At 74.6% G+C, this 25,498-nt stretch carries 20 protein-coding genes and 1 pseudogene; 11 read left to right on the top strand and 10 right to left on the bottom strand.

Features of this window, described 5'->3' with window-relative positions:
- The first annotated feature begins 65 nt into the window (after window positions 1-65).
- The 6 genes from Sco07f_RS30920 to Sco07f_RS30890 all read left to right on the top strand — a co-directional run bounded on the left by Sco07f_RS30920 (window position 66) and on the right by Sco07f_RS30890 (window position 7,978).
- On the top strand, window positions 66-635 hold the full coding sequence (locus Sco07f_RS30920; protein WP_042825634.1) for an MSMEG_1061 family FMN-dependent PPOX-type flavoprotein: 570 nt from the start codon (window positions 66-68) through the stop codon (window positions 633-635).
- A 103-nt stretch (window positions 636-738) separates the two neighbouring features.
- On the top strand, window positions 739-1,602 hold the full coding sequence (cdtA, locus tag Sco07f_RS30915; RefSeq protein WP_042825635.1) for a siderophore ABC transporter ATP-binding protein CdtA: 864 nt from the start codon (window positions 739-741) through the stop codon (window positions 1,600-1,602).
- Window positions 1,599-2,582 carry a siderophore ABC transporter substrate-binding protein CdtB gene (gene cdtB, locus Sco07f_RS30910; protein ID WP_007446554.1) on the top strand — a complete coding sequence of 328 codons (984 nt, stop codon included), beginning with the start codon at window positions 1,599-1,601 and terminating at the stop codon, window positions 2,580-2,582. Before cdtA ends, cdtB begins: the two co-directional genes overlap by 4 nt.
- A 7-nt stretch (window positions 2,583-2,589) precedes the next feature.
- Window positions 2,590-4,674, top strand: coding sequence for a siderophore ABC transporter permease CdtC (gene cdtC / locus Sco07f_RS30905; RefSeq protein WP_007446555.1), 2,085 nt, complete (start codon window positions 2,590-2,592; stop codon window positions 4,672-4,674).
- 297 nt (window positions 4,675-4,971) lie between these two features.
- On the top strand, window positions 4,972-6,309 hold the full coding sequence (locus Sco07f_RS30895) for a lipase family protein (protein ID WP_007446556.1): 1,338 nt from the start codon (window positions 4,972-4,974) through the stop codon (window positions 6,307-6,309).
- A gap of 181 nt (window positions 6,310-6,490) precedes the next feature.
- Entirely contained in the window at window positions 6,491-7,978 is a 1,488-nt protein-coding gene (locus tag Sco07f_RS30890) for an MFS transporter (RefSeq protein WP_108989875.1), read from the top strand.
- On the opposite strand, the gene Sco07f_RS30885 is transcribed toward Sco07f_RS30890, so the two are convergent.
- Window positions 7,942-8,877, bottom strand: coding sequence for an EamA family transporter (locus Sco07f_RS30885; protein WP_007446513.1), 936 nt, complete (start codon window positions 8,875-8,877; stop codon window positions 7,942-7,944). The two genes, Sco07f_RS30890 and Sco07f_RS30885, sit on opposite strands and share 37 nt — an antisense overlap.
- A gap of 215 nt (window positions 8,878-9,092) precedes the next feature.
- Here Sco07f_RS30885 and Sco07f_RS30880 point away from each other — a divergent pair, with 215 nt between their 5' ends.
- Window positions 9,093-9,842: a hypothetical protein gene (locus tag Sco07f_RS30880; protein ID WP_087792421.1), complete on the top strand. Its 750-nt coding sequence runs from the start codon at window positions 9,093-9,095 to the stop codon at window positions 9,840-9,842.
- Window positions 9,843-9,854: 12 nt separating this feature from the next.
- Here Sco07f_RS30880 and Sco07f_RS30875 read toward each other — a convergent pair whose 3' ends face one another.
- From Sco07f_RS30875 to crtI, 4 genes are read right to left on the bottom strand one after another with little or no spacing between them, the layout of a single operon-like run.
- Window positions 9,855-10,331 (bottom strand): MSMEG_6728 family protein, encoded by a 477-nt coding sequence (locus tag Sco07f_RS30875; protein WP_054101480.1) that lies wholly within the window; start codon window positions 10,329-10,331, stop codon window positions 9,855-9,857.
- 15 nt (window positions 10,332-10,346) lie between these two features.
- A complete protein-coding gene (locus Sco07f_RS30870; protein ID WP_108989751.1) occupies window positions 10,347-11,369 on the bottom strand; it encodes a Rieske (2Fe-2S) protein in 1,023 nt (340 codons plus the stop codon).
- Window positions 11,366-12,358 carry a phytoene/squalene synthase family protein gene (locus Sco07f_RS30865; RefSeq protein ID WP_108989750.1) on the bottom strand — a complete coding sequence of 331 codons (993 nt, stop codon included), beginning with the start codon at window positions 12,356-12,358 and terminating at the stop codon, window positions 11,366-11,368. The genes Sco07f_RS30870 and Sco07f_RS30865 overlap by 4 nt, the downstream gene beginning before the upstream one ends.
- A complete protein-coding gene (gene crtI / locus Sco07f_RS30860) occupies window positions 12,355-13,872 on the bottom strand; it encodes a phytoene desaturase family protein (RefSeq protein ID WP_108989749.1) in 1,518 nt (505 codons plus the stop codon). The genes Sco07f_RS30865 and crtI overlap by 4 nt, the downstream gene beginning before the upstream one ends.
- 359 nt (window positions 13,873-14,231) lie before the next feature.
- Between crtI and Sco07f_RS30855 the strand changes: the two genes are divergently transcribed.
- The 3 genes and pseudogenes from Sco07f_RS30855 to Sco07f_RS30845 all read left to right on the top strand — a co-directional run bounded on the left by Sco07f_RS30855 (window position 14,232) and on the right by Sco07f_RS30845 (window position 18,114).
- Complete coding sequence (locus tag Sco07f_RS30855) at window positions 14,232-15,434, top strand: lycopene cyclase family protein (RefSeq protein ID WP_108989874.1); 1,203 nt, start codon at window positions 14,232-14,234, stop codon at window positions 15,432-15,434.
- Between the two features lie 38 nt (window positions 15,435-15,472).
- Window positions 15,473-16,261 (top strand): annotated as a pseudogene (locus tag Sco07f_RS30850) (methyltransferase domain-containing protein); the annotation flags it as partial.
- A 350-nt stretch (window positions 16,262-16,611) separates the two neighbouring features.
- Window positions 16,612-18,114: an FAD-dependent oxidoreductase gene (locus Sco07f_RS30845; protein ID WP_174855446.1), complete on the top strand. Its 1,503-nt coding sequence runs from the start codon at window positions 16,612-16,614 to the stop codon at window positions 18,112-18,114.
- A gap of 27 nt (window positions 18,115-18,141) precedes the next feature.
- On the opposite strand, the gene Sco07f_RS30840 is transcribed toward Sco07f_RS30845, so the two are convergent.
- The 3 genes from Sco07f_RS30840 to Sco07f_RS30830 form a co-directional block, all read right to left on the bottom strand.
- On the bottom strand, window positions 18,142-19,020 hold the full coding sequence (locus tag Sco07f_RS30840; RefSeq protein ID WP_108989748.1) for an SDR family oxidoreductase: 879 nt from the start codon (window positions 19,018-19,020) through the stop codon (window positions 18,142-18,144).
- Between the two features lie 98 nt (window positions 19,021-19,118).
- A complete protein-coding gene (locus Sco07f_RS30835) occupies window positions 19,119-20,756 on the bottom strand; it encodes a phytoene desaturase family protein (RefSeq protein WP_108989747.1) in 1,638 nt (545 codons plus the stop codon).
- The gene (locus Sco07f_RS30830) at window positions 20,749-21,255 is read right to left on the bottom strand and encodes an SRPBCC family protein (protein ID WP_108989746.1); all 507 of its coding nucleotides are present in this window, start codon (window positions 21,253-21,255) and stop codon (window positions 20,749-20,751) included. The genes Sco07f_RS30835 and Sco07f_RS30830 overlap by 8 nt, the downstream gene beginning before the upstream one ends.
- 298 nt (window positions 21,256-21,553) lie before the next feature.
- On the opposite strand from Sco07f_RS30830, the gene Sco07f_RS30825 reads away from it, so the two are divergent.
- Window positions 21,554-22,732, top strand: coding sequence for a S1 family peptidase (locus Sco07f_RS30825; protein ID WP_108989745.1), 1,179 nt, complete (start codon window positions 21,554-21,556; stop codon window positions 22,730-22,732).
- A gap of 200 nt (window positions 22,733-22,932) precedes the next feature.
- Here Sco07f_RS30825 and Sco07f_RS30820 read toward each other — a convergent pair whose 3' ends face one another.
- Both Sco07f_RS30820 and Sco07f_RS30815 read right to left on the bottom strand, forming a co-directional pair.
- Window positions 22,933-23,376 (bottom strand): hypothetical protein, encoded by a 444-nt coding sequence (locus Sco07f_RS30820; RefSeq protein ID WP_108989744.1) that lies wholly within the window; start codon window positions 23,374-23,376, stop codon window positions 22,933-22,935.
- A gap of 145 nt (window positions 23,377-23,521) precedes the next feature.
- Window positions 23,522-24,844 (bottom strand): cation:proton antiporter, encoded by a 1,323-nt coding sequence (locus tag Sco07f_RS30815; RefSeq protein WP_108989743.1) that lies wholly within the window; start codon window positions 24,842-24,844, stop codon window positions 23,522-23,524.
- Window positions 24,845-25,498: the final 654 nt, after the last annotated feature.

The following is a 25,498-nucleotide window of genomic DNA, read 5'->3' as shown; positions in this document are numbered from 1 at the left end:
AGCGGTTCTCCCGGGTTTCCGAGGGCGGCGCCCGATGTGAGGTAAGGCGTACCTAAGATCAGAGCATGTTTAGTGTGCAACAACCACCGGAAGCCGACACCGCCCCCGGCGCCATGAGCGAAGAGGGCTGGGTCGAACTCGGCTCCGCCGCGCAACTGCGCGAACTGCTGGGCGAGCCCTGGCCGGTCGTCATCGACAAGGTGCACGACCGGCTCACCGACGACGACCGGGACATCCTGGCCCGCTCCCCCTTCTGCCTCCTGGCGACCTCCGACACGGGCGGCAACTGCGACGTGTCGCCACGCGGAGACACTCCCGGCTTCACCCACGTCCTCGACTCCCGGACCCTCGCGCTGCCCGACCGGCCGGGCAACCGGCGCGGGGACAGCTTCCACAACATCCTCGGCAATCCGCACGCCGGGCTGCTCTACCTGATCCCCGGCGGCAAGGACGTGCTGCGCGTCAACGGCCGGGCCCGCATCCTCACCGACGCGCCGTTCTTCGATGCGATGGCACGGGACGGACGGCGCCCGGACCTCGCGCTGGTCCTGGAGATCGACGAGATCTACCTCCACTGCCCGATGTCCCTCAACCGGGCAGGGCTGTGGAACCCCCGCTCCCCGCAAGCGAGTTGAGCAATCCCGCGCCACCCTGCAGCGAGACTCGCACCAGCCGCCGCGAAACCTGTGTGAGCCCCGTCTCTACCAGCGCTTTTTAGGTTAGGCTAACCTTCACTTCGTGAGATCAGCTGAAGACGCAGCCGGTACCCCGCGCCTGCGCGGTCATGAGTTGTCGGCGACGGGCGTGACCGTCGCGTACGACGGCGTGGACGTCGTGCACGACGCGGGGGTCAGGCTCAGGCCCGGCGAAGTGACCGTCCTGGTGGGACCCAACGGCAGTGGGAAGTCGACACTGCTGCGGACCGTCGCCCGGCTCCAGCGGGCCCGCACCGCCACGATCGGCATCGACGGCACGACCGACGCGCTGGCGCTGACGTCCCGTGAGTTCTCGCGGCACGTCGCCCTGCTGACGCAGGGACGGCCGACGCCGGGCGGGCTGACCGTGCGGGACGTCGTCGAGTTCGGCCGCTATCCGTACCGTGGCCGCTGGGGGCGGCCCGACCCGGACGGCCCGGCCGCCGTCGACCGGGCGCTCGCGCTCACCGGCGTCGACGAGCTCGCCGACCGGGGGGCCGACCACCTCTCCGGCGGGCAGTTGCAGCGGGTGTGGCTCGCGAGCTGTCTCGCCCAGGAGACCGGCGTACTGCTCCTGGACGAACCCACGACCTACCTCGACCTGCGCTACCAGGTCGAACTGCTCGACCTCGTCCGCGACCTGGCGGACGACCACGGCATCGCCGTCGGAGTCGTCCTGCACGACCTCGACCAGGCGGCCGCCGTCGCCGACCGGATCACCCTCCTCGAGGCGGGCCGGATCGTCGCCGACGGCCCGCCCGAGGACGTACTGACACCGGAGCGCCTGACCGCCGTGTACGGCATCCGGATCGACGTCGACACCGACCCCATGACCGGCCGGCTGCGCACCCGCCCGATCGGCCGCCACCACATACGAACCCCCGAAAGGCTCGGCACCACCTCATGAGACGCCTCCTGCTCACCGCGGCCGCCACCACCGCCGCGGCGCTGACCCTCGCCGCCTGCGGCACGACCGAACCCGCTGCCGACAAGACGGAGAAGAAGGCCTCCGAGGCGATCACGCTCAAGGACGGCAAGGGCACCGAGGTGAAGCTCGACGGGCCGGCCACCAAGGTCGTCGCCACCGAGTGGAACGTCGTCGAGAGCCTCGTCTCGCTCGGCGTCGACCCGGTCGGTGTCGCGGACGTCAAGGGATACAAGACCTGGAACAGCGCCGTTCCGCTGAAGAACGAGCCCAAGGACATCGGCACCCGCGGCGAGCCCAGCATGGACACCGTCGCCTCCCTCGCCCCCGACCTCATCGTCGCCACCACGGACCTCACCCCGGCCGCCGTGAAGCAGCTGCGCGAGGTCGCCCCGGTGATCGAGGTGACCTCCGCCGACGGCACCGGTCAGATCGACCAGATGCTGGAGAACGTCGACCTCATCGCCAAGGCCACCGGCACCACGGACAGGGCGAAGTCGCTGCGCGAGGACTTCGAGGCGAAGGTCGCCGAGGGCAAGAAGGCCCTGGCCGACGCGGGGATGGCCGGCAAGGACTTCGCCTTCGCCGACGGCTACGTCGCCTCGAACCAGGTCTCGATCCGCCCCTACACGGCCACCTCGCTCATCGGTGAGGTCAACGAGGCCATCGGTCTGAAGAACGCCTGGACGGTCAAGGGCGACGAGGCCTACGGTCTCGGCGCCACCGACGTCGAGGGTCTGACCAAGCTGCCGAAGGACACCCAGTTCGCCTACATCGGCAACGACGACGACCCGAGCGCCACCCCGTTCACCGGTGAGCTGGCCAAGAACTCGGTCTGGAAGTCCCTGCCGTTCGTGAAGGCCGGCGACGTGCACCGGCTCGACGACGGCATCTGGATGTTCGGCGGTCCCGGGTCGATGCAGGCGTACATCGACGCCGTCGTCGGCGCCCTGACGAAGTAGCGGGGTCATGGCCGTCACCGCAACCGAACCCGCCACCGAGCCCACCGAGGCCCGTCCGTCGACGGTCCCGTCGTCCCGGTCGGGCGCGGCCGCGGTGACGGCCGGGATCGTCCTGCTGGTCGCCGTCCTCGCCGTCGTCGACCTCACCCAGGGCACCGCCGCCGTCGGTCCGTCCGAGGTCCTCAAGGCCCTGACCGGGCGGGCCGATCCGGACGACGCGTCCGTCGTCGTCGCCTCCCGGCTGCCCCGCATGACCGCGGGGCTCCTGATCGGCGCGGTCCTGGGCATGGCCGGCGCCGTGCTCCAGGCGGTCAGCCGCAACGTGCTCGCCTCCCCCGACACCCTCGCGGTGAACGCCGGTTCCTACCTGGCGCTGGGGCTGGCCGCCGCCACGGGTGTCTCGCTGCCGGTGCTCGCCTCGTCCGGTGTCGCCTTCGTGGGCGGACTCGCCGCGGCGGCCGTCGTGCTCGGTCTGTCCGGCCTCGGCACGGGCACCGTCCGGCTGGTGCTGGCGGGCACCGCGCTGATGCTGGGCCTGAACTCCATGACCGAGGGCCTACTGCTGCTCTTCCCTGAGCAGACGAAGGGCCTCTACGAGTGGAACCAGGGCAGCATCGCCCAGAACGGCTTCGACGGCGTCGTGCAGATGCTGCCGATCGCCCTGGTGGGGCTGGTCGGGCTGATGCTGACGGCCCGCCGGGTGGACGCGCTGGCGCTCGGCGACGACGTGGCGCGCGGTCTCGGCGTCCCGGTGCGGGCCACCCGGGTCACGGTCGTCGTGCTGGCGGCACTGCTGTCCGCCGCCGCCGTCACGCTCGCCGGCCCGATCGGCTTCGTCGGCCTGTGCGCGCCCGCCCTGGTGCGTCCGCTCGTCCGCCGGTTCCGCGGCTTCAGCCGCTCCCGTACGGCGATGCCCGCGGCGGCGCTCACCGGCGCGGCCCTGGTGCTCGGTTCGGACGTGCTGCTGCGGGCCCTGATCGCGGACGACCGCGCGGTGTCCGTGCCCACGGGTGTGGTCACCAGCCTGGTCGGCGCCGTGTTCCTGGTCGCCATGGCACTGCGGGTGCGGGACACCGCCGGGGCCGGGGCGCCGGACCGGCTGCGCACTCCCGGGCGGGGAGTGTTCCTGGCCACGGTCGCGGTCCTCGTCGTGGTCCTGGTCGGCCTCGTGATCGCCGCCGTGCTGGTGGGCGACACCAAGCTGCTGCTCGGTGACGTCGCCAACTGGGCCCAGGGACGGGCCGGGCGCGCCGTCTCCTTCGTCCTGGACACGCGGGTGCCGCGGGTGCTCGCCGCGCTGGGCGCGGGCGCGGCGCTCGCGCTGGCCGGCACGCTCGTGCAGGCCGTCACCCGCAACCCGCTCGCCGAACCGAACGTCCTCGGCGTGACCGGTGGCGGTGCGCTGGGTGCGGTGATCCTGGTGACCACGGTCCCGGCCGCCGGGACGTGGGGCGTGGCGGGGGCCGCGTTCGCGGGGTCCGCCGTCACCGCCGTCCTCGTCTTCGGGCTCGCCGCCCGGGGCGGTTTCCGGCAGAACCGGCTGGTGCTCGTCGGCATCGGCGTGGCCTCCGGAACGGCGGCGCTGATCAGTCTGCTGATCGTGCTCACCGACCCGTTCAACGCCACCAAGGCGCTGACCTGGCTGTCGGGTTCGACCTACGGACGGACCATGCCCGACGTCGTACCGGTCGCGCTGGCGCTGCTCGTCGGCATCGGTGTCGCGGTCGCCCGGCGCACCGAACTGGACCTGATCTCGCTGGACGAGGACACCCCGCGGCTGCTCGGCCTGCGGCTGGCCCGGGGCCGCCTCGGCTTCCTGGTGCTGAGCGTCGTCCTCAGCGCGACCGCGGTGGCCTGCGCGGGCACCATCGGGTTCGTCGGGCTGGTGGCTCCGCACGCGGCACGCGCCCTCGTGGGCCGGCGCCACGTACGGGTCGTGCCGGTCGCGCTCCTCCTCGGCGCGATCCTCGTGGGCGCCGCCGACCTCCTCGGCCGCACGGTGATCGCCCCGGCCCAGCTCGGCGCGGGGCTCATGACGGCGGTGATCGGAACGCCGTACTTCCTGTATCTGCTGGTACGGAGCCGTCGCTAGGCGACCCCGGGACGACCTCGACGCCCGGGAACGGGTGGCCCGGCACCGGATCCCGGTGCGGCCGGCCCGCTCCCGGGTCCGCGCGTTCCGCACGGAGCGGACCGCGGGTCCTGGGGGCGCCCGGCCGGGCTCTTGTTAGACGTGGCGTCAAGTTACTGAACCGTAATGAGTCAGGTGCTACCCCTGGTAACCCCTGTCCGGTTACGGTCCCGTAACCCCACAGGAGCAGCGCGACCACGGCCCTGGCCCCACGGGACCGCGGACGACCGGATCCGGCCTTTCCCCAGGAGGTTCGCCATGCCCCCACGTCCCCACATGCTCGTAGCGGCGATCGCCGCCGCGCTCGCCCTCGGCGCGCAGGCCGTCCCGGCGGTCGCGGCCGACGGCGCGGCTACCGACCCGGCCCCCACGACGTCGCGCGGCGTCGAGATACCCGCCTTCTACACCCCGCCGTCCGAACTCCCGCGCGCCGACGGCACGGTGATCCGCAGCGAGCCGCTCCCCCTGGCGCTGAGCCTGCCCGGGATCGACGGCCCGCTTCCCGGCCGGGCGACCCGGCTGATGTACAAGTCCACCGACGCGAACGGCGAGGCGGTCGCCGTCACCGGCGCCTACGTCGAACCGGCCGCGAAGTGGCGCGGCGAGGGGCCGCGCCCCCTGGTCGCCGTCGCGCCCGGCACCATGGGGCAGGGCGACCAGTGCGCCGCCTCGATGGCCCTGGAGCACCCGCTGCGGCTCAACGGGCAGACGGTCTCCGTCGGTTACGAGGACCTGTCGGTCTACCGGCTGCTGCTGCGCGGCGTCGCCGTCGTCGTCACCGACTACGTCGGCCTGGGCACCACCGACCGGCTGCACACCTACGTCAACCGCGTCGACGGGGCGCACGCCGTGCTGGACGCCGTACGCGCCGCGCGCTCCCTCGACTCGTCGTCCGTCACCTCCGACTCCCGGGTCGGCCTGTTCGGGTACAGCCAGGGCGGCGGTGCCACGGCGGCCGCGGCCGAGCTCCAGCCCTCCTACGCCCCGGACGTCGAGCTGTCCGGCACCTACGCCGGGGCTCCGCCCGCCGACCTGACGGAGGTGACGAAGGCGATCGACGGCGGCGACCTGGCGGGCGCGCTGGGCTGGTCGCTCAACGGCTTCCTTCAGACCGAACCCGCCCTGCGGCCCATCGCCGACCGGTACATCAACGCGGCGGGCGAGGAGGCGCTGAAGGACCTGTCGACCATGTGCGTGGGTGACGCGCTCTTCGGCTACGGCGGCGAGAGCAGCACGGACTGGACGAAGACCGGGCAGTCCCTCAGCGACATCATCCGGGCCGAGCCGGCGCTCCAGGACTTCCTCGCCGAGCAGCGCATCGGCGCGCTGAAGCCCGGCAGCCCCGTCCGCGTGGCGACGGGCGTCAGCGACGACCTGGTCCCCCACGGTCAGGCCCGCCGGCTGGCCGTCGACTGGTGCGACAAGGGCGGCAAGGTCACCTACGTCCCCGTGCTGCTGCCGGGCGTGGGCAGCGGACTGCTCAACCACTTCGGCCCGCTGCTCGCCGATCAGGGCAACGCCGTCTCCTGGCTCACCGACCGGCTGTCCGGCGAGCCGGCCGGCTCCAACTGCTGGAGCATGCCGGTACAGCCCTGAGCCGTACCGCACCGCCGCTGCCCGGGGCATCCGCGCCGCCCCGGGCAGCGGCTCCGGCATGCGCCCCTCCCGACCTGCGGCACAGAATTCGCTCAGGCGAACCGTGGCGGAACGACAGGAAGGCAGCGGCGTGGACGACGCGAAGTCCGACGGCGGGTCCGGACCCCGGAGCGGGGCGAAGATGCCGGGTACGGTCGCGCGCCTGCCGCGGCAGGTGCGCGAGGAACTGACCCGCCGGCTGAGCCGCACCAAGCGGGGGTTTCGCGAGGAGGACGTCCAGGTCGTCGAGAAGCCCCTGCTCAAGCGCGCGGTCGGGGCCTCGGCGCTCGGCAACTGCATGGAGTGGTTCGACTTCGGCGTCTACAGCTATCTGGCCGCCACCATCGGCAAGGTGTTCTTCCCCGGCGCCTCACCCGCCGCCCAGGTCATCTCCTCCTTCGCCACCTTCGCCGCGGCCTTCGTCGTACGCCCGCTCGGCGGCCTGTTCTTCGGCCCGCTCGGGGACCGCATCGGGCGGCAGAAGGTACTCGCCACCACCATGATCATGATGGCCCTCGGCACCTTCTCCATCGGCCTCATCCCCAGCTACGCCGGCATCGGCATCGCCGCCCCGGTCCTGCTGCTGTTCGCCCGGATGGTCCAGGGCTTCTCCACCGGCGGCGAGTACGGCGGCGCCACCACCTTCGTCGCCGAGTACTCACCCGACCGGCGGCGCGGCTTCCTCTCCAGCTGGCTCGACTTCGGCACCTTCGTCGGCTACGCGCTGGGCTCGGCGCTGGTCACCGTCCTGAACCTGGCGCTGACCGACGCCCAGATGCTGCACTGGGGCTGGCGGCTGCCGTTCCTGATCGCCGGGCCGCTCGGCATCATCGGCCTGTACATGCGGCTCAAGCTGGAGGAGTCCCCCGCCTTCCAGCAGCAGCTCGACGAGCACGAGAAGGGCCTGGCCCAGGAGTCGGCGGGCAGCGAGTTCAGGACGATCGTGCGCGAGCACTGGCGCCCGCTGCTCGTCTGCATGGGCCTGGTGCTGCTCTACAACGTCACCAACTACATGGTCACCGGCTATCTGCCGACCTACCAGACGGAGACCCTGGACCGCTCCAGCGGCTTCGCGGACGTGCTGGTGCTGATCGGCATGGTGTGGATCGTGCTGCTGATCACCTTCCTCGGACGGCTCAGCGACCACGTCGGCCGCCGCCCGCTGTACGCCGTCGGCGCCGCGTCGATGATCGTCCTCGCGATCCCGGCGTTCCTGCTGCTGAAGGCGGACGGCATCTGGGCGCCGGTCCTGGGGGTGCTGCTGCTGTCCACCCTGCTGGCCTGCTTCGCCGCGCCCAGCGCGGCCACCCTGCCCGCGCTGTTCCCGACCGCCGTGCGCTACGCCGCGATGGCCATCGGCTTCAACTTCGCCGTCGCGGCCTTCGGCGGCACCACGCCGCTGGTCGCCGAGGCCCTGGTGAGCATCACCGGCGACGAGCTGATGCCCGCCTACTACCTGATGGTCGCGGGCGCCATCGGCCTGGTGACCGTGAGGTTCCTGCCCGAGAGCGCCCAGGTGCCGCTGCACGGCTCGCAGCCCATGGTGGGCTCCCGGCAGGAACAGCGTGAGCTGATCACGACCTCGAAGGACCTCTACAGCTTCTCCAGGGACCGCTCGGAGGCCCTCTGACGCCCCGCCGCGGGCCGTCGCCGGCGCCCGGCGGGCAGTGCGCCCGACCCCACGGCGACCCCGGCGAAGACCAGGGCGCTGCCCACGGCCTGGGCCGCGCCGTAGGAACCCGTACCGACGAGGGGGGCCGTGCAGGCGGCGGCGACCGGGATCAGCCCGGAGAACAGGGTGGCGCGCTCGGCCCCGATCCGCTGCATGCCCATGTACCAGCACACGAACCCGACGACGGTGACCACCACCGCCTGCCACAGCAGCGCGCCCGTCTCCACCGCGTCCGGCCGGCGCAGCCACCCGCCGCCGTCGGCCAGGACGCCCACCAGGGCCGACTCGGCCGCCGCGACACCGCACACCACGGTGGACAGCAGCCGCGGGCCGAGCGGCCGCAGTACGGGCACGGCCAGCACGGCGAACCCGACCTCGCCCACCAGCGCGCACACCGAGAAGGCGAGACCCGCGCCGTCGGTACGGCCCCAGCCCTGGACCGTGAAGGCCCCGAGGGCCACGAACAACGCCCCGTACAGGACGACCCGTTGCGGTCTGCGCCCCTCCAGGAGGGGAACGACGACGGCGACGACCACGGGCGCGCAGCCCACGAAGACTCCGGGCACCGCGGGCTCGGCCGTACGTTCCGCGGCGAGGACGGCGAGGTTGAAGCCGACCATGCCCACGGCCGCGAGCAGCGCGAGGCGCACCCACCGGCCGGCGCCGAGCGCCCGCAGCCGGGTCGTCGCGCCGGGACCGGCGAGCGGCAGGAGCAGCAGGAAGGCCAGGCCGTAGCGCAGGAACTGGCCGCCCGCGTACGGGTAGTCGCCGAGCAGGCTGTTGGCGGTGAAGGATCCTCCGACGAGGAGACAAGCGAGCGCGGCGAGCAGGGCCCCGCGTGTGGTGGTGGCGTTCATGGCCACGACGCTAGGGAGCCCGGCGGCCCGCCACGGGGTCCACTTCGGGTGCGCTGTCGGGGACCAATCGGGACGAGGGCCGCTCACACGACCGTCACCGCTTCTCCCTCGTGTGCATGCCACGGGGATCCGGGGTAGTCGGAAGGTCCCGATGCCAACACATCGGGACAGCAAGGGATTTGACGGTAATGAACAGACATGGGAAGGAACTGCCAGTGCGTACGGGAAAAGTGGCAACCGCCGTGGCGACCGCGAGCGTCTCCGTCGCCCTCCTGGCCGGCTGTGGCGGCGATTCGGCTGACGAGGACAAGCCGTTCGAGGGGCAGAGCGCCGACGACATCGCCGCGAAGGCCGTCGAGGCGACCCGGCAGGCGAAGTCCATGCACGTGAAGGGCGACACCCGGTTGGAGGACGGCAGCACCGTCACCATCGACGTCTCGGTCGACCAGGAGAAGAACTGCCAGGGCACCGTCGGCGCCGGCGGGACCGAGGCGGACGTGCGGCACACCGAGGCGACCCTCTACCTGCGGGGCGACGAGCAGTACTGGGAGAACGCCCTGAAGCAGCAGCCCGACGCGGCACAGAAGATGGCGCCCAAGCTCCAGGACAAGTGGGTGAAGATGCCGGCGAACGACGCCACGACCGCCGGGGTCTGCGACAAGCAGGGGCTCGTCGCCGCCATGGACGAGGACGAGTCCGAGCGCCGGGGCATGAAGCGCGGCTCGACGACGGACGTGGACGGCGAGCAGGCCCTGCAGCTGACCAAGGACGCCTCCGGCGGCGAGAAGCTCACCCTCTACGTCGCGACGGAGGGCGAGCCGTACATCCTGAAGACCACGACCGAGGGCGGCAAGAACCCCGGCAGCGTCACGTTCAGCGAGTACGGCGAGAAGGTGAACCCCGAGCAGCCCCCGGCCGACGAGACGGTCGACATGAAGGACCTCGCGGGCAGGCAGCAGACCTGACCGTCCCGGGCGTCACCGCTCCCCGCGCTCCCGGTCCGAAGCCGGCCACACATAGGGCAGGTCGTCCGGGACTCCCGGGAACAGTTCGGCGTACACCTCCGGCTCCTTGCGCACCAGGGCCGAGCGGTGGCTGCGGTGGAAGGCCTCGTCGCCGAGCCAGGGCGGCAGTTCCCCGGCGGCTGCCAGTGCCGGCTGGTCGCGCACCGGTTCACCGGGGCGGCTCTCGGCGAGCCCGGCGACGAGCGAGGCCGCGCAGCTGTCCTGGTGGCCCTGCTCGCGCCAGACCCGGCAGACGTCGAGACCGTAGCGGACGAGCGCCTCCTCGTAGCCCGTCCACATCCGCACGGCGGGGTGCCTGCGCCAGCCGTAGCCGGGGACGGTGAGTCCGCGCAGCACCTGGAGCGCCTCCACGCGCTGTTTGCCGAGGCGGCGCCGGTCCAGGGCCAGCGCGGAGTCCCGGAAGTCCGGGTGGGGAAGGAAGGTCTGCATGCGGTGCCGCTCCGTTCAGCCGGGGAACTGGCCGCGGGCGCGCAGGTGTGCGCGGCGTTCGGCGTAGGCGAGGTCGTCGCGCCACAGGCGGCCCGCGGCGGCCCGCATCAGCGGCCGCAGGGCCGGTGCCAGGCGCCGGGCGAGGGGGAAGCCGGGCCGGTCCGAGGTGGCGAGCACCGCCTCGACCACCGCGGTGCGCGGCCGGCCGTTGGGGTCCGGGCCGAGCGGCGTGGCGTGGCTCTCCACGACGGAGCCGGTGCCCTCGCCCTCGGTGATGCGCATGACGACGGTGCGGGGCCCGGGCGCGGTGAACTCGGCCCGTACGGGGACGACCAGACGGCCGGTCAGCCGGAAGGACACGTCCACGAGGAAACGGTCGCCGTCCCCGTCGGGGTGCGCGCTCTCCCCGGGCGCCTCGACGACGGTGAGGTCCACGAAGGAGTACGGGTGGAACCAGGCTCCGTGCCACGGGTCGAGCCGGTTGGCGACCACGTCCTCGGGCTCGCAGGTCCCCACGCCGCGCCACACCGACGTCAGGGCCGTCGGCCGGGGCGGCCGGCCGGGCACGAGGGGCTCCGGGGTGGGTGGCTCCTCCCCCACCGCATCCAGCCGTGCCCACACCAGTACGCCGTCGTCGTGGACCGGCAGGGGTTCCCATCCGGCGAACGGGGCGCCGTCCAGGGCGAGTCCGTGCCAGTGGCACACGAGCGTGCCGCACCGCACGGGGCTGTCGGCCAGCGGGGCACCGAGGTGGGGGCAGGCGCCCGGGCCGCCCACCAGCCGCCCGCGCGCGTCCCGCCAGACGACGACCTCGACGCCCTCGACGGTGCCGGACAGCGGGCGCGCGGGACGTACGTCGGTGCTCGCGCCGAGGACGTACCAGTTGCCCGAGGGACGGGCCCCGGCGCGCTCGAGTGCGGCGGCGACGAGGGCGGGGCGGGCCTCGCGCCACGTCGGCCGCTGCCGCTCCCAAGGGATCGCGCGGCACCGCAGCCGCAGGGGCAGGCGTCCTCGACGGGGGCGGGGTTGGGTACTCATCGGGGCTCCTTCACGTCCACGTCGCACGGCACCGGTGCCGGCACGGCGGTGCGGCGTGCGCGCAGCCGGGCGGCGAGGACGCGTACGAGCCCGTCGGCCGCGACGGCCGCGCGCCGCCGGCGGGGCACCACCGCGCGCCGGTGCAGTACCGCGTACCCGCCGTCCGCGATGGTGTCGAGGATGTTCCGGTAGAGCAGGAACGCGGTGCGGATGCAGGGCCGCGCGACGGGGTCGAGCATGGCGAGTCCGGGCTCCGCCTCGCGGTAGACACCCCGAGTGAGGTCGTCGGCGGCCCGCAGCGCGGCGGTGACGCGCCGGTCGTGGCGGCCGGTGGCCCTGCTCCAGAGCAGCAGGTCCCGGTGGACGCCGTGCGCGGCGAGCAGGTCGGCGGGGAGGTAGACCCGGCCGCGGTCCAGGTCCTCGCCGACGTCCCGCAGGAAGTTGGTCAGCTGGAAGGCGACGCCCAGCGCGGCGGCGTGCGGGGCGGCCAGGGCGCGGGCGGTCACGGTGCCGAGCACGGGGAGCATCTGGAGGCCGATGACGGCGGCCGAACCGTGCATGTAGGTGCGCAGGTCGGCGTAGGTGGCGTAGTCGGTGACCGTGAGGTCGGCGCGCATCGAGGCCATGAAGTCGGTGAAGTGCGCCGGTTCGATGGCGTACCGGGCGGCGGTGTCGGCCAGCGCGAGCACCACGGGTTCGGTGCTCGGCCGTCCGCCGGTGAGTGCCCGTCGCAGCAGCCGGTCGAGGCGGGTGAGGGCGGCGGCGCGCTCGGCGGGGGTGGCGTCGGCCCCCGTGTCGTCGACGATGTCGTCCGCCCGGCGCGCGAACCCGTACAGGGCGTGCACGGCGGGCCTGCGGTCGGTGGGCAGGAGGCGGGTGGCCAGGAAGTAGGTGCGTCCGTGGCGGGCGTTGAGGAGCCGGCACCGGGTGTAAGCGGCCCGCAGTTCCGGGTCGGTGATGCCGGCGGCGTCGAGTTCGCGGGCGGTCATCGCAGCCCTCCCCTCGCCGACCCGGCGCGGGCCGGTGTGCCGGTGATCCGGGCGGCGGCCAGTTTCCCGGAGACCAGCACGGTCGGCACGCCGACGCCCGGGGTGGTCCCGCAGCCGGCGAGGACCGCGTTGTCGGTGCCGCGCACCAGGTTGCGGGGCCGGAAGGGCCCGGTCTGGGCGAAGGTGTGGGCGACGGAGAACGGGGTGCCCGCGGCGTGCCCCTGCGCGGTCCAGTCGGCGGGGGTCACCAGGCACTCCTCCTCCACGGCAGCGGCGATGCCGGTCAGTCCCCGGCGTTCCAGGGTGGCGAGCAGCCGGTCGCGGTAGCGGGGGGCGAGGTCGCTCCAGGCGTGGGCGCCGGGGCCGATGTCGGTGTTGGGGCAGGGCGCGAGGACGTAGTGGAGGTGGCGGCCCTCGGGGGCGAGGGAGGGGTCGTGGGCGGTGGGCCGGGTGATCAGCAGGGACGGGTCGGTCATGAGGGTGCCGGTCCTGGTGAGTTCGTCGAAGGTCCGCCGCCACGCGGCGCCGAAGGAGAGCGTGTGGTGGGCGAGGTGCGGCCACGTGCGGGTGGTGCCGGCGTGCAGGACCACGGCCGAGGGCGCGTGCCGCAGGGCGACGGGGCGGCGCGGGCGGCGGCCGAGGAGCCGGCGGGCGACGGGCAGGTCGGGGGTGAGGACGACGGCGTCGCACGGGATGCGCTCGTGGTCGGTGACGACCGCGGTGACCCGGGTGCCGGACCGTTCCAGGCGGGTGACGTTCCGTCCGAGGCGCAGGTCGGCCCCGGCGTCGGCGGCGGCCGCGGCCATGGCGCGGGGCAGGGCGTGCAGGCCGCCGCGCGGGAAGTACACGCCGGCGACGGTGTCCATGTAGGCGATGACGGCGTAGGCGGCCAGCGCCCGGGAGGGTGCGACTCCGGCGTACAGGGCCTGGAAGGAGAAGATCCGCTGGAGCCGCTCGTCGGTCAGGAACCGTCCGATACGGGCGTCCAGCCGTCCGAATCCGCCGAGGGCGGCGAGCCGGGCCAGGTCGGGGGTGAGCAGGCCGAGCGGCGAGTCGAAGTTGGCGTCGATGAACCGGCGCATCTGCACCGCGTACAGCCGCCCGAGCCAGTCGCGCAGCCGCCGGTACCCGGCCGCCTCCCGGGCCCCGGCGAACCGTTCGACCTCGGCGGCCATCGCGTCGGCGTCGGTGTGGACGTCGAGGGTGGTGCCGTCGGCGAAGCAGGCCCGGTAGGCGGGGTGCAGGGGCAGGAGTTCGACGCGGTCGCGCAGCCGTTCGCCGACGGCCGCGAAGGCCTCGTCGGCGAGGTCGGGCATGGTCAGCACGGTCGGGCCGGTGTCGAGGTGGTAGCCGCCGAGTGCGCGGCGTCCGGCCCGGCCGCCGGGCAGCGGGTCGCGTTCCACGACCGTCACCCGGCGGCCCGCGCCCAGCAGGTGCAGGGTGGCGGCCAGCCCGGCGAGACCGGCCCCGACGACCACGACGTGGTCGGTGCGGCCGGGCACCGTCCGCGTCATCGCGCGCCCCGTCCCGCGAGCGGTGGGTGCGGCCGGTGGTCGCCGTGGTCGGCCGTGCTGCGGCGCATCGGGGGTCCTCTCGTACGGGTCGGCGTCAGCCTTCCCCCTTCACCCCCGGGGGCGACCCCCCACGGGCCGGTTGCCGTCCGGCAGTCACCCGCCCGGCGGTATCGCGTCCCCGGGCGGGTACCCGTGTCGCGCCGTCCAGCGCGCCGGACGTTCCGCGGACCGCGGCGGGCGGAATACTCCGCCGGACCGGACCGGACCGGGGCGGGGCGGGGCGGGGCGGACCGCACTGGACCGGGACGGACCGGACCGGAGCGGGCCGGCGGGTGGACACCGACGCGAAGGAGGCGGGCGTGCTCGACGCGGAGATCGTGGTCGTCGGTGCGGGGGCGGCCGGGCTGTCCCTGGCCCACCGGCTCCCGGCCGCGGCGCCGCACGGTGCGGCGTCCTCCGTCGTCCTGGTCGATCCGCCGCCCGGACCGCTGCGGCCCCCGCGTCGCACCTGGTGCTTCTGGGAGGCCGGGTGCGGCCGCTTCGACCGGGCGGCGACGGCGACGTGGGAGTGGCTGCGGGTGCACGGCCGGGACGGCACGGCCGTCCGGCGGCACATCGCGCCGGCCCGCTACAAGATGATCCGCTCGGACGACTTCGAGGCGCTGGTGGAGCGGGACCTGAAGGACCGTCCGGGGCTGCGGCGCGTCGAGGCCACCGTCGGGGCGGTGACCGTCCTGCCGGACGCCACCGTGCGGGTGGCGGCCACGGACGCCTCGGGCTCGCCGGTCGGCCTGCGCGCCCGCTGGGTCTTCGACTCCCGTCCGCCGGACCGGCTGCCGGCCGCCCGCACCCGGCTGCTCCAGCACTTCCGCGGCTGGTTCGTGCGCACCGAGCGGCCGGCCTTCGACCCGGGGGTGGTCGACCTGATGGACTTCCGCACCGCGCAGCCGCGCCGGGGCCTGTCGTTCGGCTACGTGCTGCCGACCGGACGGCACACCGCGCTGGTCGAGTACACCGAATTCGGCCCGGCGCCCCTGACGACCGAGGCGTACGACGGTGCGCTGGAGGACTACACGCGCCGCGTGCTGCGCACCGGCGCCATGGAGGTCCTGTCGACCGAGCAGGGGGTCATCCCCATGACCGACGCCGTCTTCGACCGGCGGGCCGGGGGCTGCGACCGGGTCTTCCGGATCGGCGTCGCGGGCGGGGCGACGCGGGCGTCCACCGGCTACACGTTCGCCGCCGTGCAGCGGCAGTCCGAGGCCGTCGCCCGTGCGGTGCGCGCGGGCCGCCGCCCGGTGCCGCCGCCGGCGCATCCGGCGCGGGCCCGGTGGATGGACGCGGTGCTGCTGCGCGCGCTGGACACCGGCCGGGTCGACGGCCCCGACCTCTTCTTCCGGCTGTTCGACCGCGTACCCGCCGCGCGGCTGCTGAGGTTTCTCGACGGCGGGTCGCGGCTGTCCGAGGACCTCGCGGTCGGGGTGCGCGTCCCCGTCCTGCCGATGCTGCGCACGGCGGCCGAACTGCCGTGGCTGCCGCGCCGTCACCTGCCCGTCCGCTGAACGCCGTCCGCCGAACCTCGACCCGCCCGGGAGCCCCGATGCCCTTGCTGCGCGACGCCGCGCTGACCGCCGCCTTCGACCGCGGGGCCGGCCGCTACGACCGTCTCGTCGCGCTCAACCCCGGCTACCACGCCCAGTTGCGCCGCTCGGCCCGCCGGCTGGGCCTCGCGGACGGCGGTGCCGGGGGCCGGGTGCTGGACCTGGGCTGCGGCACGGGGGCCTCGACCGCCGCCCTGGCCGCGGCCTTCCCGGCGGCCGCGATCGTCGGGGTGGACGCCTCGGCCGGCATGCTGGAGCGGGCCCGGGCCAAGCGGTGGCCCTCGCGGGTGCGCTTCGTGCACGCGGCGGCCGAGGACCTGGATCTGGAGGACTCGGACCGGGAGGACTTGGACCGGGAGGACTCGGACCGGGAGGGCTTGGACCGGGAGGGCTTGGACCGGGCCGAGGTCCGCGGCCCCTTCGACGCGGTCTTCGCCGCCTACCTGTTCCGCAACGTGTCCGACCCCGACGCCGCCCTGCGGACGGTGCGGCGGCTGCTGGTCCCCGGGGGCCGGCTGGCGGTGCACGAGTACGCGCTCGGCGGGCGGCGCACCGACCGGCTGGTGTGGGACGCGGTGTGCCGCACCGTCATCCTGCCGCTGGGGACGGCGACGGGCGACCGGGAGCTGTACCGGCACCTGTGGCGCAGCGTCGCGGCCTTCGACACGGCCCCGGCGTTCGGCGCGCGGCTGGGGCGTGCCGGGTTCGCGGGGGTCCGTGTCCTGCCGCTGCCCGGCTGGCAGACGGGCATCACCCACACCTTCGTCGGCCACCTCTCCCACGGGGAACCGGGTGGTACGGCGCGCGAGACGGGCAAGGTGAGGACCGGCGGCAACGGCCCCCGGCCCGACGGCGCCGGGAGCAGCGGTGTCCGCACGGGCGGCGCGGGGAACGACGTCACACCGACACCCGGCACCCGGACCGACGGCACCGCCGGCGACGGCCCCCGGCCCGACGGCGGCGGAACCAGGGACGCGCCGACCACCGACCCGCGTCACGCAGCCGTCCGGGGCCCCGGCACCGGGTCCGGCGGCACGCGTGCCCGTCGCGCGCGCCGCGGAGGGGACCGGTGATCCGGCGGGGTGCCGGCGGCCGGGGCCGTGCGGTGCGGCCGCCCGGGCGGGACCGGCGGGCGCGGATGCTGTCTCCCGGGCCGGGGCGGGAGCGGGTCGAGGGCGGCGCGCCGTCGGTGGCGGTGATCGGCGGCGGCATCGCGGGCCTGGCGGCGGCCACCGTCCTGGCGGAGCGCGGGGTGCGCGTCGTGGTGTACGAACGCGAGCCCGTGCTCGGCGGCCGGGTCTCGGGCCGGACGTTCGCCCTGCCGGACGGCACGCCCGCCACGATGAGCCGGGGGTTCCACGCCTTCTTCCGCCAGTACTACAACCTGCGGGGCCTGTTGCGCCGCTGCGATCCCGGCCTCGCCATGCTGACCGGCCTGCCCGACTACCCCCTGCGGCACAGCAGCGGGCTGCACGACGGCTTCCGACGGATTCCCCGCACTCCCCCGTTCAGCGCCCTCGCCTTCGTCGCCCTGAGTCCCAGCTTCGGGCTGCGGGACCTGACGGCCCTGCGGCCCTCGGCCGCGCTGCCGCTCCTCGACGTCCGCACCCGCCGCGTCCACGAGCACCTGGACGACGTCAGCGCCCACGACTTCCTCGACTCCCTGCGTTTTCCCCCGGCGGCGCGGCACCTGGCCTTCGAGGTGTTCTCCCGCAGCTTCTTCGCGGATCCGCGCGAGCTGTCGGCCGCGGAGATGGCGCTGATGTTCCACATCTACTTCCTGGGCTCCAGCGAGGGGCTGCTGTTCGACGTGCCGCGTGAGCCGTTCCCGCAGGCGCTGTGGGATCCCCTCGCCGCACATCTGGCGCGGCACGGGGTCGAGGTGCGCACGGACACCGCCGTCGAGGCGGTCCGGCCCGGTGGGTCCGGCAGGCGGCTCGTGGTCGACGCCGCCGGGGCCCGGCCCTACGACGCCGTGGTGCTCGCGATGGACGTCGGCGGACTGCGGGACCTGGTGTCCCGCTCGCCGCACCTGGGGGACGCCGCCTGGCGGACGCGGGTGGCAGGGCTGCGGAACGCTCCGCCGTTCCTGGTCTCCCGGCTGTGGCTGGACCGCCCGGTCGCGCCCGGCCGGCCCGGGTTCCTCGGCACGAGCGGTTACGGCGCGCTGGACAACGTCAGCGTGCTGTCCCACTGGGAGAGTGAGGCGGCCCGCTGGGCGGCGCGCACCGGGGGCTGCGTCGTCGAACTCCACGCCTACGCCGTGCCGTCGACGGCCGTCCGGGAGGTCGAGGAGAAGCGCCTCGTCGACGCGTTGCACCGGGTGTACCCGGAGACCCGCCGGGCCCGCGTGGTCGCCGCACGGCACGAGTGGCGGGCGGACTGCCCGCTGTTCACCGTCGGGGGCTACCGCGACCGCCCCACGGTGCGCACGCCCGATCCGGCCGTCGTGGTCGCCGGGGACCTGGTCCGTACGGATCTGCCGGTGGCGCTGATGGAGCGTGCCGCCACCTCCGGGTTCCTCGCCGCGGGCGCCCTGCTGGAGCGGTGGGGGGTCCGGGGCGAAACGCTGTGGACGGTGCCGGACCGGGGCCGGTCGGCGCCGCTGCGGGCCCTGGCCCGGCGGTTCGGGGCGTACTGACACGGGCCGTCGCCGCCCCGCCGGCGGCTACTGCCGCGGGTCCGCCGCGCGGTCGGCCAGCCCGCCCGCGCCCAGCGGTCCGGTGTGGCCCAGGGACTCCTCGGCCTCCATCCGGGGCAGTTCGTGGCGGGACAGCCGTACGACCGCGGGTGGCAGGGTCACGCGCCCCAGCTGGACCAGGCGCAGCCAGCCCGGCACGTACACGGCGGTACGGCGGCGTTCCACGGCGCGCACCAGCCGGGCGGCGACGTCCTCCGGCGGAAAGGTGCGGCGGGCCGGGGGCGGCATGTGGGCGCGCAGTTCGCGCAGCACCGGGTAGCGGTCGGCGTCGCGGATCATGTCGGTGTCGATCCAGTTGAGGTAGGCGATGCCCACGGCGACGCCGCGGTGGGCCACCTCGGCGCGCAGCGAGTGGGTGAAGGCCTCCACTCCGGCCTTGGAGGCGCAGTAGGCGCTCATCAGGGGTGCGGCGCCGAGCGAGGCCAGCGAGGCGATCTGGAGGTGGTAGCCCGCGGTGTCGAGCAGGTCCGGCAGGAAGGCGCGGGCCGTGTGGGCGCTGCCGGTCAGGTTGACGTCGACGACGCGGCGCCACTCGGCGGGGTCGGACGTGGCGAACGGTCCGCCGTGCGCGACTCCGGCGTTCGACACCACGACCGACGGCTTGCCCAGGCGCCTGCGGGTCTCGTCGGCCGCGTCGGCCAGTGCGGCCGGGTCGGTGACGTCGGTCTCGACGGCGAGTGCCGGGGTCGGCAGGTCCGCCGCCAGGGCGTCGAGGCACGGCTTCTCGAGGCCGAGCAGTGCGAGCCGGGCGCCGCGGCGGGCGCAGGCGCGGGCCACGGCGGCGCCGAGTCCGCGTGCGGCGCCGGTCACGACGACGGTGCGGTTCTGGAGGGGGCTGTCTGTCACGGGGGCCCTTCCCTCTTCGTCGGACGGCTCGGGGGCTTGTTCTGACGGTCACCGGCGTCCGGCGACGATCACCGGCATCCGGCGACGGTCACCGGCGTTCAGCAGCGGTCGCCCGCCCGGTCGCGTCGGGTCAGGGCCCGCTGCACCCGGGCGAGTCCCGCGAACCGGTGCTGACGCAGCGCGGCGCGCGCGGCGTTGGCGCCGGGTGCTCCGTGCACCCCGCCTCCCGGGTGGGCGCCCGCGGAGGCGAGGAAGAGACCGGCCACCGGTGTCTCCGGCCGCCCGGTGCCGGGCACGGGGCGGAAGACGAGTTGCTGGTGCATGGCGGTGGTGCCGCCGTTGATGGCGCCGCCCTCCAGGTTGGCGTCCATGGCCTGGAGCGCCGGCGGGGCGAGCACGCGGCGGGCCCGGACCAGCGCACGGAATCCGGGGGCGAACCGTTCCACGTGGCGTTCGACCCGGTCGGCCATCAGTTCCCGCTCCCGGGTGTCCCAGCTGCCGGTGATGCCCTCGTCGCCCGCGTCGGCTCGGATGTCGTGGGGGACGTGGGTGTAGGCCCAGGCGGACTCGGTGCCGCTCGGTGAGCGGGTCGGGTCGGTGGTCGTCATCTGCCCGAACAGCGAGAAGGGACGGTCGGGGACCTGCCGCATGGCGATCTGGGCGGCGAACCGGGTCAACTCGTCGAGGCCGTCGGCGAGGTGCACGGTGCCGGCCCGCGCCGCCGCCTCGCACCGCCAGGGCACGGGACCGTCCAGCGCCCAGTCCACTTTGAAGGTGGCGAAGTCCCACTGGAAGCGCCGCAGGTCGGCGAGGACCTGGTCCGGCAGGTCCGCCGGAGGGACGAGCCCGCCGTAGAGGGCGGGGACGGAGACGTCCGCGAGGACGGCGCGGCGGGCGGTCACCGTCTCCCCGTCGGCGGTGCGTACGCCGACGGCGCGCCGGTCGCGGACCAGGACCCGTTCGACGCGCCGCCCGCAGTGCAGGGTGCCGCCCCGGGCGCGCAGCCGGTGGACCAGGGCCCCGGTGAGGGCGCCGGCGCCGCCGACGGGCACGGGGAAGCCGTAGGTCTGTCCGAGCATCGACATCAGCCAGCCGAAGCCGCCGCTCCCGGCCGCCTCGGGCGCGAGGTCGGCGTGCAGGGCGTTGCCGGCCAGCAGGAGCTTGCCGCCCTCGCCCCGGAACTCCTCCTCGCCCATGCGGCGCACCGGCAGCACCAGGGTGCGGGCGAGCCTCAGCCCGCCCGCGCCGCGCAGCCGCAGGGCCAGCCTGGCGCCGGCGCGCACCGGTGGGAAGGGGGTGAACAGGGCGTCCACGATGTCGGCCCGGTACCGGTCCCACACCGTGTGCAGCCGCTCCCAGGCGGCGCCGTCCCCGGGTGCGAAGACGTCGAGCGAGGCGGCGGTGGTGGCGACGTCGCGGTCGAGGACGGCGCAGGTGCCGTCGGTCAGGGGGTGCGCCAGTACATGGGGCGCGTGGGCCCAGCGCAGTCCGTGGTCCTCCAGCCGCAGGCCGCCGAGGATCGGGGAGGCGGCGGCGAGCGGGTAGAAGGAGCTGAACAGGTCGTTGACGAAGCCCGGGGCGACCTCGCCGTCGTGGCGCACCGCGCCGCCCGGCTCGGGCTGCTCCTCCAGGACCGTCACGCTCCAGCCGGCGTCGGCCAGCAGGTTCGCCGCCACCAGGCCGTTGGGCCCGGCTCCGATCACGACGGCGTCGACGGCGTCCGGGGCGTCAGGCACGGCCGGTTCCCGGCCGGTGGCCCACGGGACCGAGCACGTCGGGCGGGTCGGGACGGCAGCGGTCGCCGGCCTCGGACTCGCACAGTTTCGCGAGCCTGGCGAGCATGGCGCGGTGCCGCACCTGGATCAGCGCCTCGACGCCGACGTTGTGCACCAGGCCGCCGGGTCCGCGCAGTGGGTGCTCGTCCACGATCACCAGGCACTGCTCGCCCCACGGGCGCAGTTCCACGGCGATCCGGGCCGTGCCGAGCCGGCCCGCCTTGGCCTCCAGCTCCAGTTCGGAGCCCTCCACGCAGCGCCTGACCACCGACTCGTTGTGCAGCCGCAGCGGACCGAGCCGCACCTCGTACGCGATCGTCGCGCCGACCTGCGGCCACTGCCCGGACCTGGGGGTGACCTCCGAGGGGCCCACCACCCATTCCACGTACAGGTTTCCGTCCGCGAGGACGTCCCAGACGGCCTCCGGGGTCGCCTGGATCAGCCTGTGCCGAACCGCCACGTGTACCTCCCACGTCCAGGGGCCGCCATGGGGCCGCCACAGCGAGGACGGAGTCTGAGTGCCCCGTCGGCGACCGGCCAACCGGACCGAACGGGCCGGGTCGCCGGGTCGCCGGGTCGCCGGGGCAACGGGGCACCGGGTCGCGGAACAGTGGCACGGAAAGCCGGTGCATTGGCATGGACCTGATGACAAGGGCTGGCTAAGCTCGGAACAACCCGATGAGAGCGCTCTCAAACCGCGGTTGTTCCATGCCGGCTGTTCCACCCCCACCTTGCTGGAACGACGAAGGGCAACTCCCGTGAGACGCAGCAGACTCAGGCACCTCGGCCTGGCCGGCCTCCTCGTGCTCGGCGGCCTCACCGCGGCCGGCACACTGCCGGCCTCGGCGGCCGACGCCTCCTCCACCTCATCCTCCGCCTCCTCCGACCGGGAGCCGGCCTCCGCCGGCCTCCTCGACGCCATGCAGCGGGACTTCGGCCTCAGCCGCGCCGAGGCCGAGGACCGGCTGGCGGCCGAACGCGACGCCACCGGCCTCGAGCCCGTGGCACGCCGGGCCGCCGGAACGGCCTTCGGCGGCTCCTGGTTCGACGCCGACGCCGGAGAGCTGACCGTGGCCCTCACCTCGGACGCGGCACCCTCGACCGTGCAAGCGGTCCGCGCCACCGGCGCGCAGGTGCGCACCGTCGAGCACAGCGCGCGGCAGCTGGACGCGGCCAAGGCACGCGTCGACCGCCTCGACGCCCCCGCCGGCGTCAGCAGCTGGCGCGTCGACCACAGCGCCAACACGGTGGTCGTCGACGTGGTCAAGAGCGAGCGCGCCGACAACGATGTCCAGAACTTCCTGGAGCGGGCGCGCGAGGCCGGACCGGTCACGGTGCGCTCGGTGCCGTCGGCTCCGCGGACCTTCGCCGCGGGCACGGTCGGCGGTGACCCGTACTACACCGGCAACGTCCGCTGCTCCATCGGCTTCTCCGTGCACGGCGGGTTCGTCACCGCCGGGCACTGCGGCCGGGCCGGCGCGGGGGTCAGCGGCTGGGACCGCTCCTACATCGGCACGTTCCAGGGCTCGTCGTTCCCCGACAACGACTACGCGTGGGTCAGCGTGGGCAGCGGCTGGTGGACGGTGCCGGTCGTGCTGGGCTGGGGCACGGTCTCCGACCAGCTCGTGCGCGGCTCGAACGTGGCGCCGGTGGGTGCCTCGATCTGCCGCTCCGGCTCCACCACGCACTGGCACTGCGGCACCGTGCTCGCCCACAACGAGACGGTCAACTACAGCGACGGCTCGGTGGTGCACCAGCTGACCAAGACCAGTGTGTGCGCCGAGCCCGGCGACTCCGGCGGCTCCTTCATCAGCGGTGACCAGGCGCAGGGCGTCACCTCGGGCGGCTGGGGCAACTGCTCCAGCGGCGGGGAGACCTGGTTCCAGCCGGTCAACGAGATCCTGAACCGCTACGGCCTGACCCTGCACACGGCCTGATCCGGCGGCGGTGGGGAGGGGCGGCCGGGGCCGGTCTCCGGTCCGCCCCTCCCGCACCGCCGGCGTCGGGGCCGCACCACGCCGCGCCCCTGTGCTCGTCGGCTCGGACGTCGTCCCGGCCCTGTGCCCGAGGGTTCGGACGTCGTCGCGGCCCTGTGCCCGGGGGCTCGGACGTCGTCGCGGCCCCGTGCCCGGGCGGCTCAGACGTCGCCGGGACCGGTTCCCGGCTCCGGCGCGTCGAGGCCCGTCGCCGTGGTGAGCCGGCGGTAGGCGGCCCGCGCGTGGACCACGCGGGCCAGCGCCGTGCCGACGAGGGCCGCGCCGAGCAGGCAGGCCAGCCAGAACGCGTCCCGCCGGCCGGCCCACGTGAGGGTGCCGGCCGGCGGTATGGCGAAGCCGTTGAGGGACAGCCAGCACAGGACGGCCGTCCCCGGCGCCGCCGTGAACCGGGCGCAGAGCCCGAGCAGGGCCGCCAGCAGGGAGAGCGCGACCAGGGCGAAGCCGGGACGTCCCGAACCCACGGTGCCGTTGAGGAGCGCGACCAGGAGAAGGGCGCCGCCGAAGGCTCCCGCCCACACCAGGGGAGCCGAGACCGGCCGGGGCACGGGTCTGGCACCGCTGCCCAGGGGCACCCACTCGATCATGCTGACGGCTCCTTCCGGTCCGGACGCGTCCGCCCACGGCGTCGGACGACACCGGGTCAGATTGTCCCACCGGGAGTCGCGGCGCCCTTCCGCCGACGGCGACGACCGGCCACCCACACGGCTCGCCCGGACGTCTGCTCCGGCTCTACCGCTCCGCCTCGGCGCGTTCCGGGGAAGAGGGCGAGGAACCCGGCGAGGAGGAGACCTCGGCCGGCACCGGCAGGCTGTCCGCCTCCGTCCCCCCGCCGTTCCCACTACCCGGGACGGGGTCCGGGACCGGTGCCGTCGCTCCGGGCAGCAGCCGGCCGGCGGCCCGCAGCGCGGCGGCGAGTACGTGGGCGCGTCCCGCGACGACGGGACCGAGGACGGCGAGAACGAGCACGTACCCGGCGATGAAGGGGGCGAGCCGTGCGTCCAGTCCGGCGCCCGCGGCCATGGCGGCCAGGATCAGCGCGAACTCCCCCCGGGCAACGAGGGTGGTCGCGATCTCCGCGGCCGGTTCGCTGCCGTAGTGGTACACCCGGGCGACGCACAGCCCGGCGACGACGTTCATGACCACGGTCAGTGCCGCCGCGGCGGCGACCGGACCCGCGACGGAGGCGAGGTCACCGGGGTCGATGGCGAGCCCGAAGGCGAAGAAGAAGATCGCCGCGAAGGCGTCGCGCAGCGGGTGCACCAGTTCGCGGATCCGCGGCCCGGAGGGAGTACCGGCGAGGATCAGACCGACCATGAAGGCGCCGATCGCGTCGGCGACGCCGAGGAGTTCGGAGACCCCGGCGACGAGCACCGCGGCGCCGAGGAAGCTGATGACGAGCAGCTCGTTGTCCCGCGTGTCGATCAGGCGGCCCACGAGCCGGGTGCCGTAGCGGGCCGCGGCGGCCAGCACCAGCAGGAAGCCGAAGGCCTTGCCGGCCTGGAGGACCGTGTCGGCCATGCCGTGCGCGCCCGCGATGACCGGCTGAAGTGCGGCCAGGTACAGCGCGAGGAAGATGTCCTCGACGATGATGACACCGAGGATCAGCCGTGTTTCGGGGCGGCCGATCCGGCCCAGGTCGATGAGGATCTTGGTGACGATCGCGGACGAGGAGATGCCGAGCACCCCCGCCAGCACCAGCGCCTCGCGTGCACCCCACCCGAGGACGAGGCCGAAGCCGAGCCCGGCGCCGACGTTGAGGAGCAGATAGACGCCCCCGGCCGTCAGCAGCCGTTTGCCGCCGCTCCTGAGGTCGTCGAGGTGGAACTCCAGCCCCAGGTAGAAGAGCAGCAGCACCAGTCCGAGCGCGGAGAGCATCTCGAAGTCGTGCGCGTCCTCCACCAGGACGAAACCCGGTGTGTGAGGACCGAGCAGGATGCCGGCAAGCATGAACAGGGGGATCGTCGGGAGTCCTATCCGCCCGCCGAGACGGGCGAAGAACGCGGCGGCCACGAAGGCACCGCCCATGGCGAGCAGGGTGTCAGCGTGTCCCACGGGTCACCGCCTCCGGCCACGCGCGGGGTCGGGAGGGCTTCACTTGACGGGGATGGATGCGCATTCTCCTTCTCGGTCGTGCTTCGTCGGTCGTACTTGGTCTGTCGTGCTCGTCGGTCGTACTTGGTCTGTGGTGCTTCGTCGGTCGTACTTGGTCTGTCGTGCTCGTCGGTCGTGCCTCGTCGGTCGTGGACCGCCCGGAACGCCGTGGCATGACACCGCCCGGGGGCGGAAGGGGGAAACCCGCGGGCCGGCCACGCGCCCGGACGACGGGCGCACGCATCCGCGGCGCGGCCGCGGCGGTGAACCGGCATGGCCATCGGCCGCCCCGCGCCCGGGGTGCGCACCGCACACCCGCACCGAACCGTGCGGCAACGTGCGGCAACGCCCAACCAACGGGCGGGGCGGAGCCTCCCTGACACGTCCCCCCGGCCCCGAAGGGACCCCTGGGGCGCGGCGTCGGTACACGGTCACATGGCGGGCCACGGCGCGACCATCGGGGACGACACCCAAATGGTCCGGCGGACGACACCCATCGCCCGCCGGAGCGGGGGAGCCGCTGGGCGGCCCTGGGAGGAGGCGCCGCGGCCGACTCGGGGATACCGGCCGCGGCGCGTCCTGTTGCCCCGGGCGCGGGAGGACGGCGCGCTGCGG

The sequence above is a fragment of the Streptomyces coelicoflavus genome, from assembly GCF_003112555.1.
Classification (GTDB): domain Bacteria; phylum Actinomycetota; class Actinomycetes; order Streptomycetales; family Streptomycetaceae; genus Streptomyces; species Streptomyces coelicoflavus.
The sequence above is the reverse complement of the archived record's forward strand: the minus strand, read 5'-3'. Positions and strand labels throughout refer to the sequence as shown.

Coding starts and splice junctions, on each gene's coding strand:
- Sco07f_RS30875 (WP_054101480.1), bottom strand. CDS start 10,331: ATGCAGACCTTCCTTCCCCACCCGGACTTCCGGGACTCCGCGCTGGCC.
- Sco07f_RS30885 (WP_007446513.1), bottom strand. CDS start 8,877: ATGAACGCCACCACCACACGCGGGGCCCTGCTCGCCGCGCTCGCTTGT.
- crtI (WP_108989749.1), bottom strand. CDS start 13,872: ATGACGCGGACGGTGCCCGGCCGCACCGACCACGTCGTGGTCGTCGGG.
- Sco07f_RS30870 (WP_108989751.1), bottom strand. CDS start 11,369: ATGAGTACCCAACCCCGCCCCCGTCGAGGACGCCTGCCCCTGCGGCTG.
- Sco07f_RS30890 (WP_108989875.1), top strand. CDS start 6,491: ATGCCGGGTACGGTCGCGCGCCTGCCGCGGCAGGTGCGCGAGGAACTG.
- Sco07f_RS30845 (WP_174855446.1), top strand. CDS start 16,612: ATGCTGTCTCCCGGGCCGGGGCGGGAGCGGGTCGAGGGCGGCGCGCCG.
- Sco07f_RS30865 (WP_108989750.1), bottom strand. CDS start 12,358: ATGACCGCCCGCGAACTCGACGCCGCCGGCATCACCGACCCGGAACTG.
- Sco07f_RS30920 (WP_042825634.1), top strand. CDS start 66: ATGTTTAGTGTGCAACAACCACCGGAAGCCGACACCGCCCCCGGCGCC.
- cdtB (WP_007446554.1), top strand. CDS start 1,599: ATGAGACGCCTCCTGCTCACCGCGGCCGCCACCACCGCCGCGGCGCTG.
- cdtC (WP_007446555.1), top strand. CDS start 2,590: ATGGCCGTCACCGCAACCGAACCCGCCACCGAGCCCACCGAGGCCCGT.
- Sco07f_RS30820 (WP_108989744.1), bottom strand. CDS start 23,376: ATGATCGAGTGGGTGCCCCTGGGCAGCGGTGCCAGACCCGTGCCCCGG.
- Sco07f_RS30895 (WP_007446556.1), top strand. CDS start 4,972: ATGCCCCCACGTCCCCACATGCTCGTAGCGGCGATCGCCGCCGCGCTC.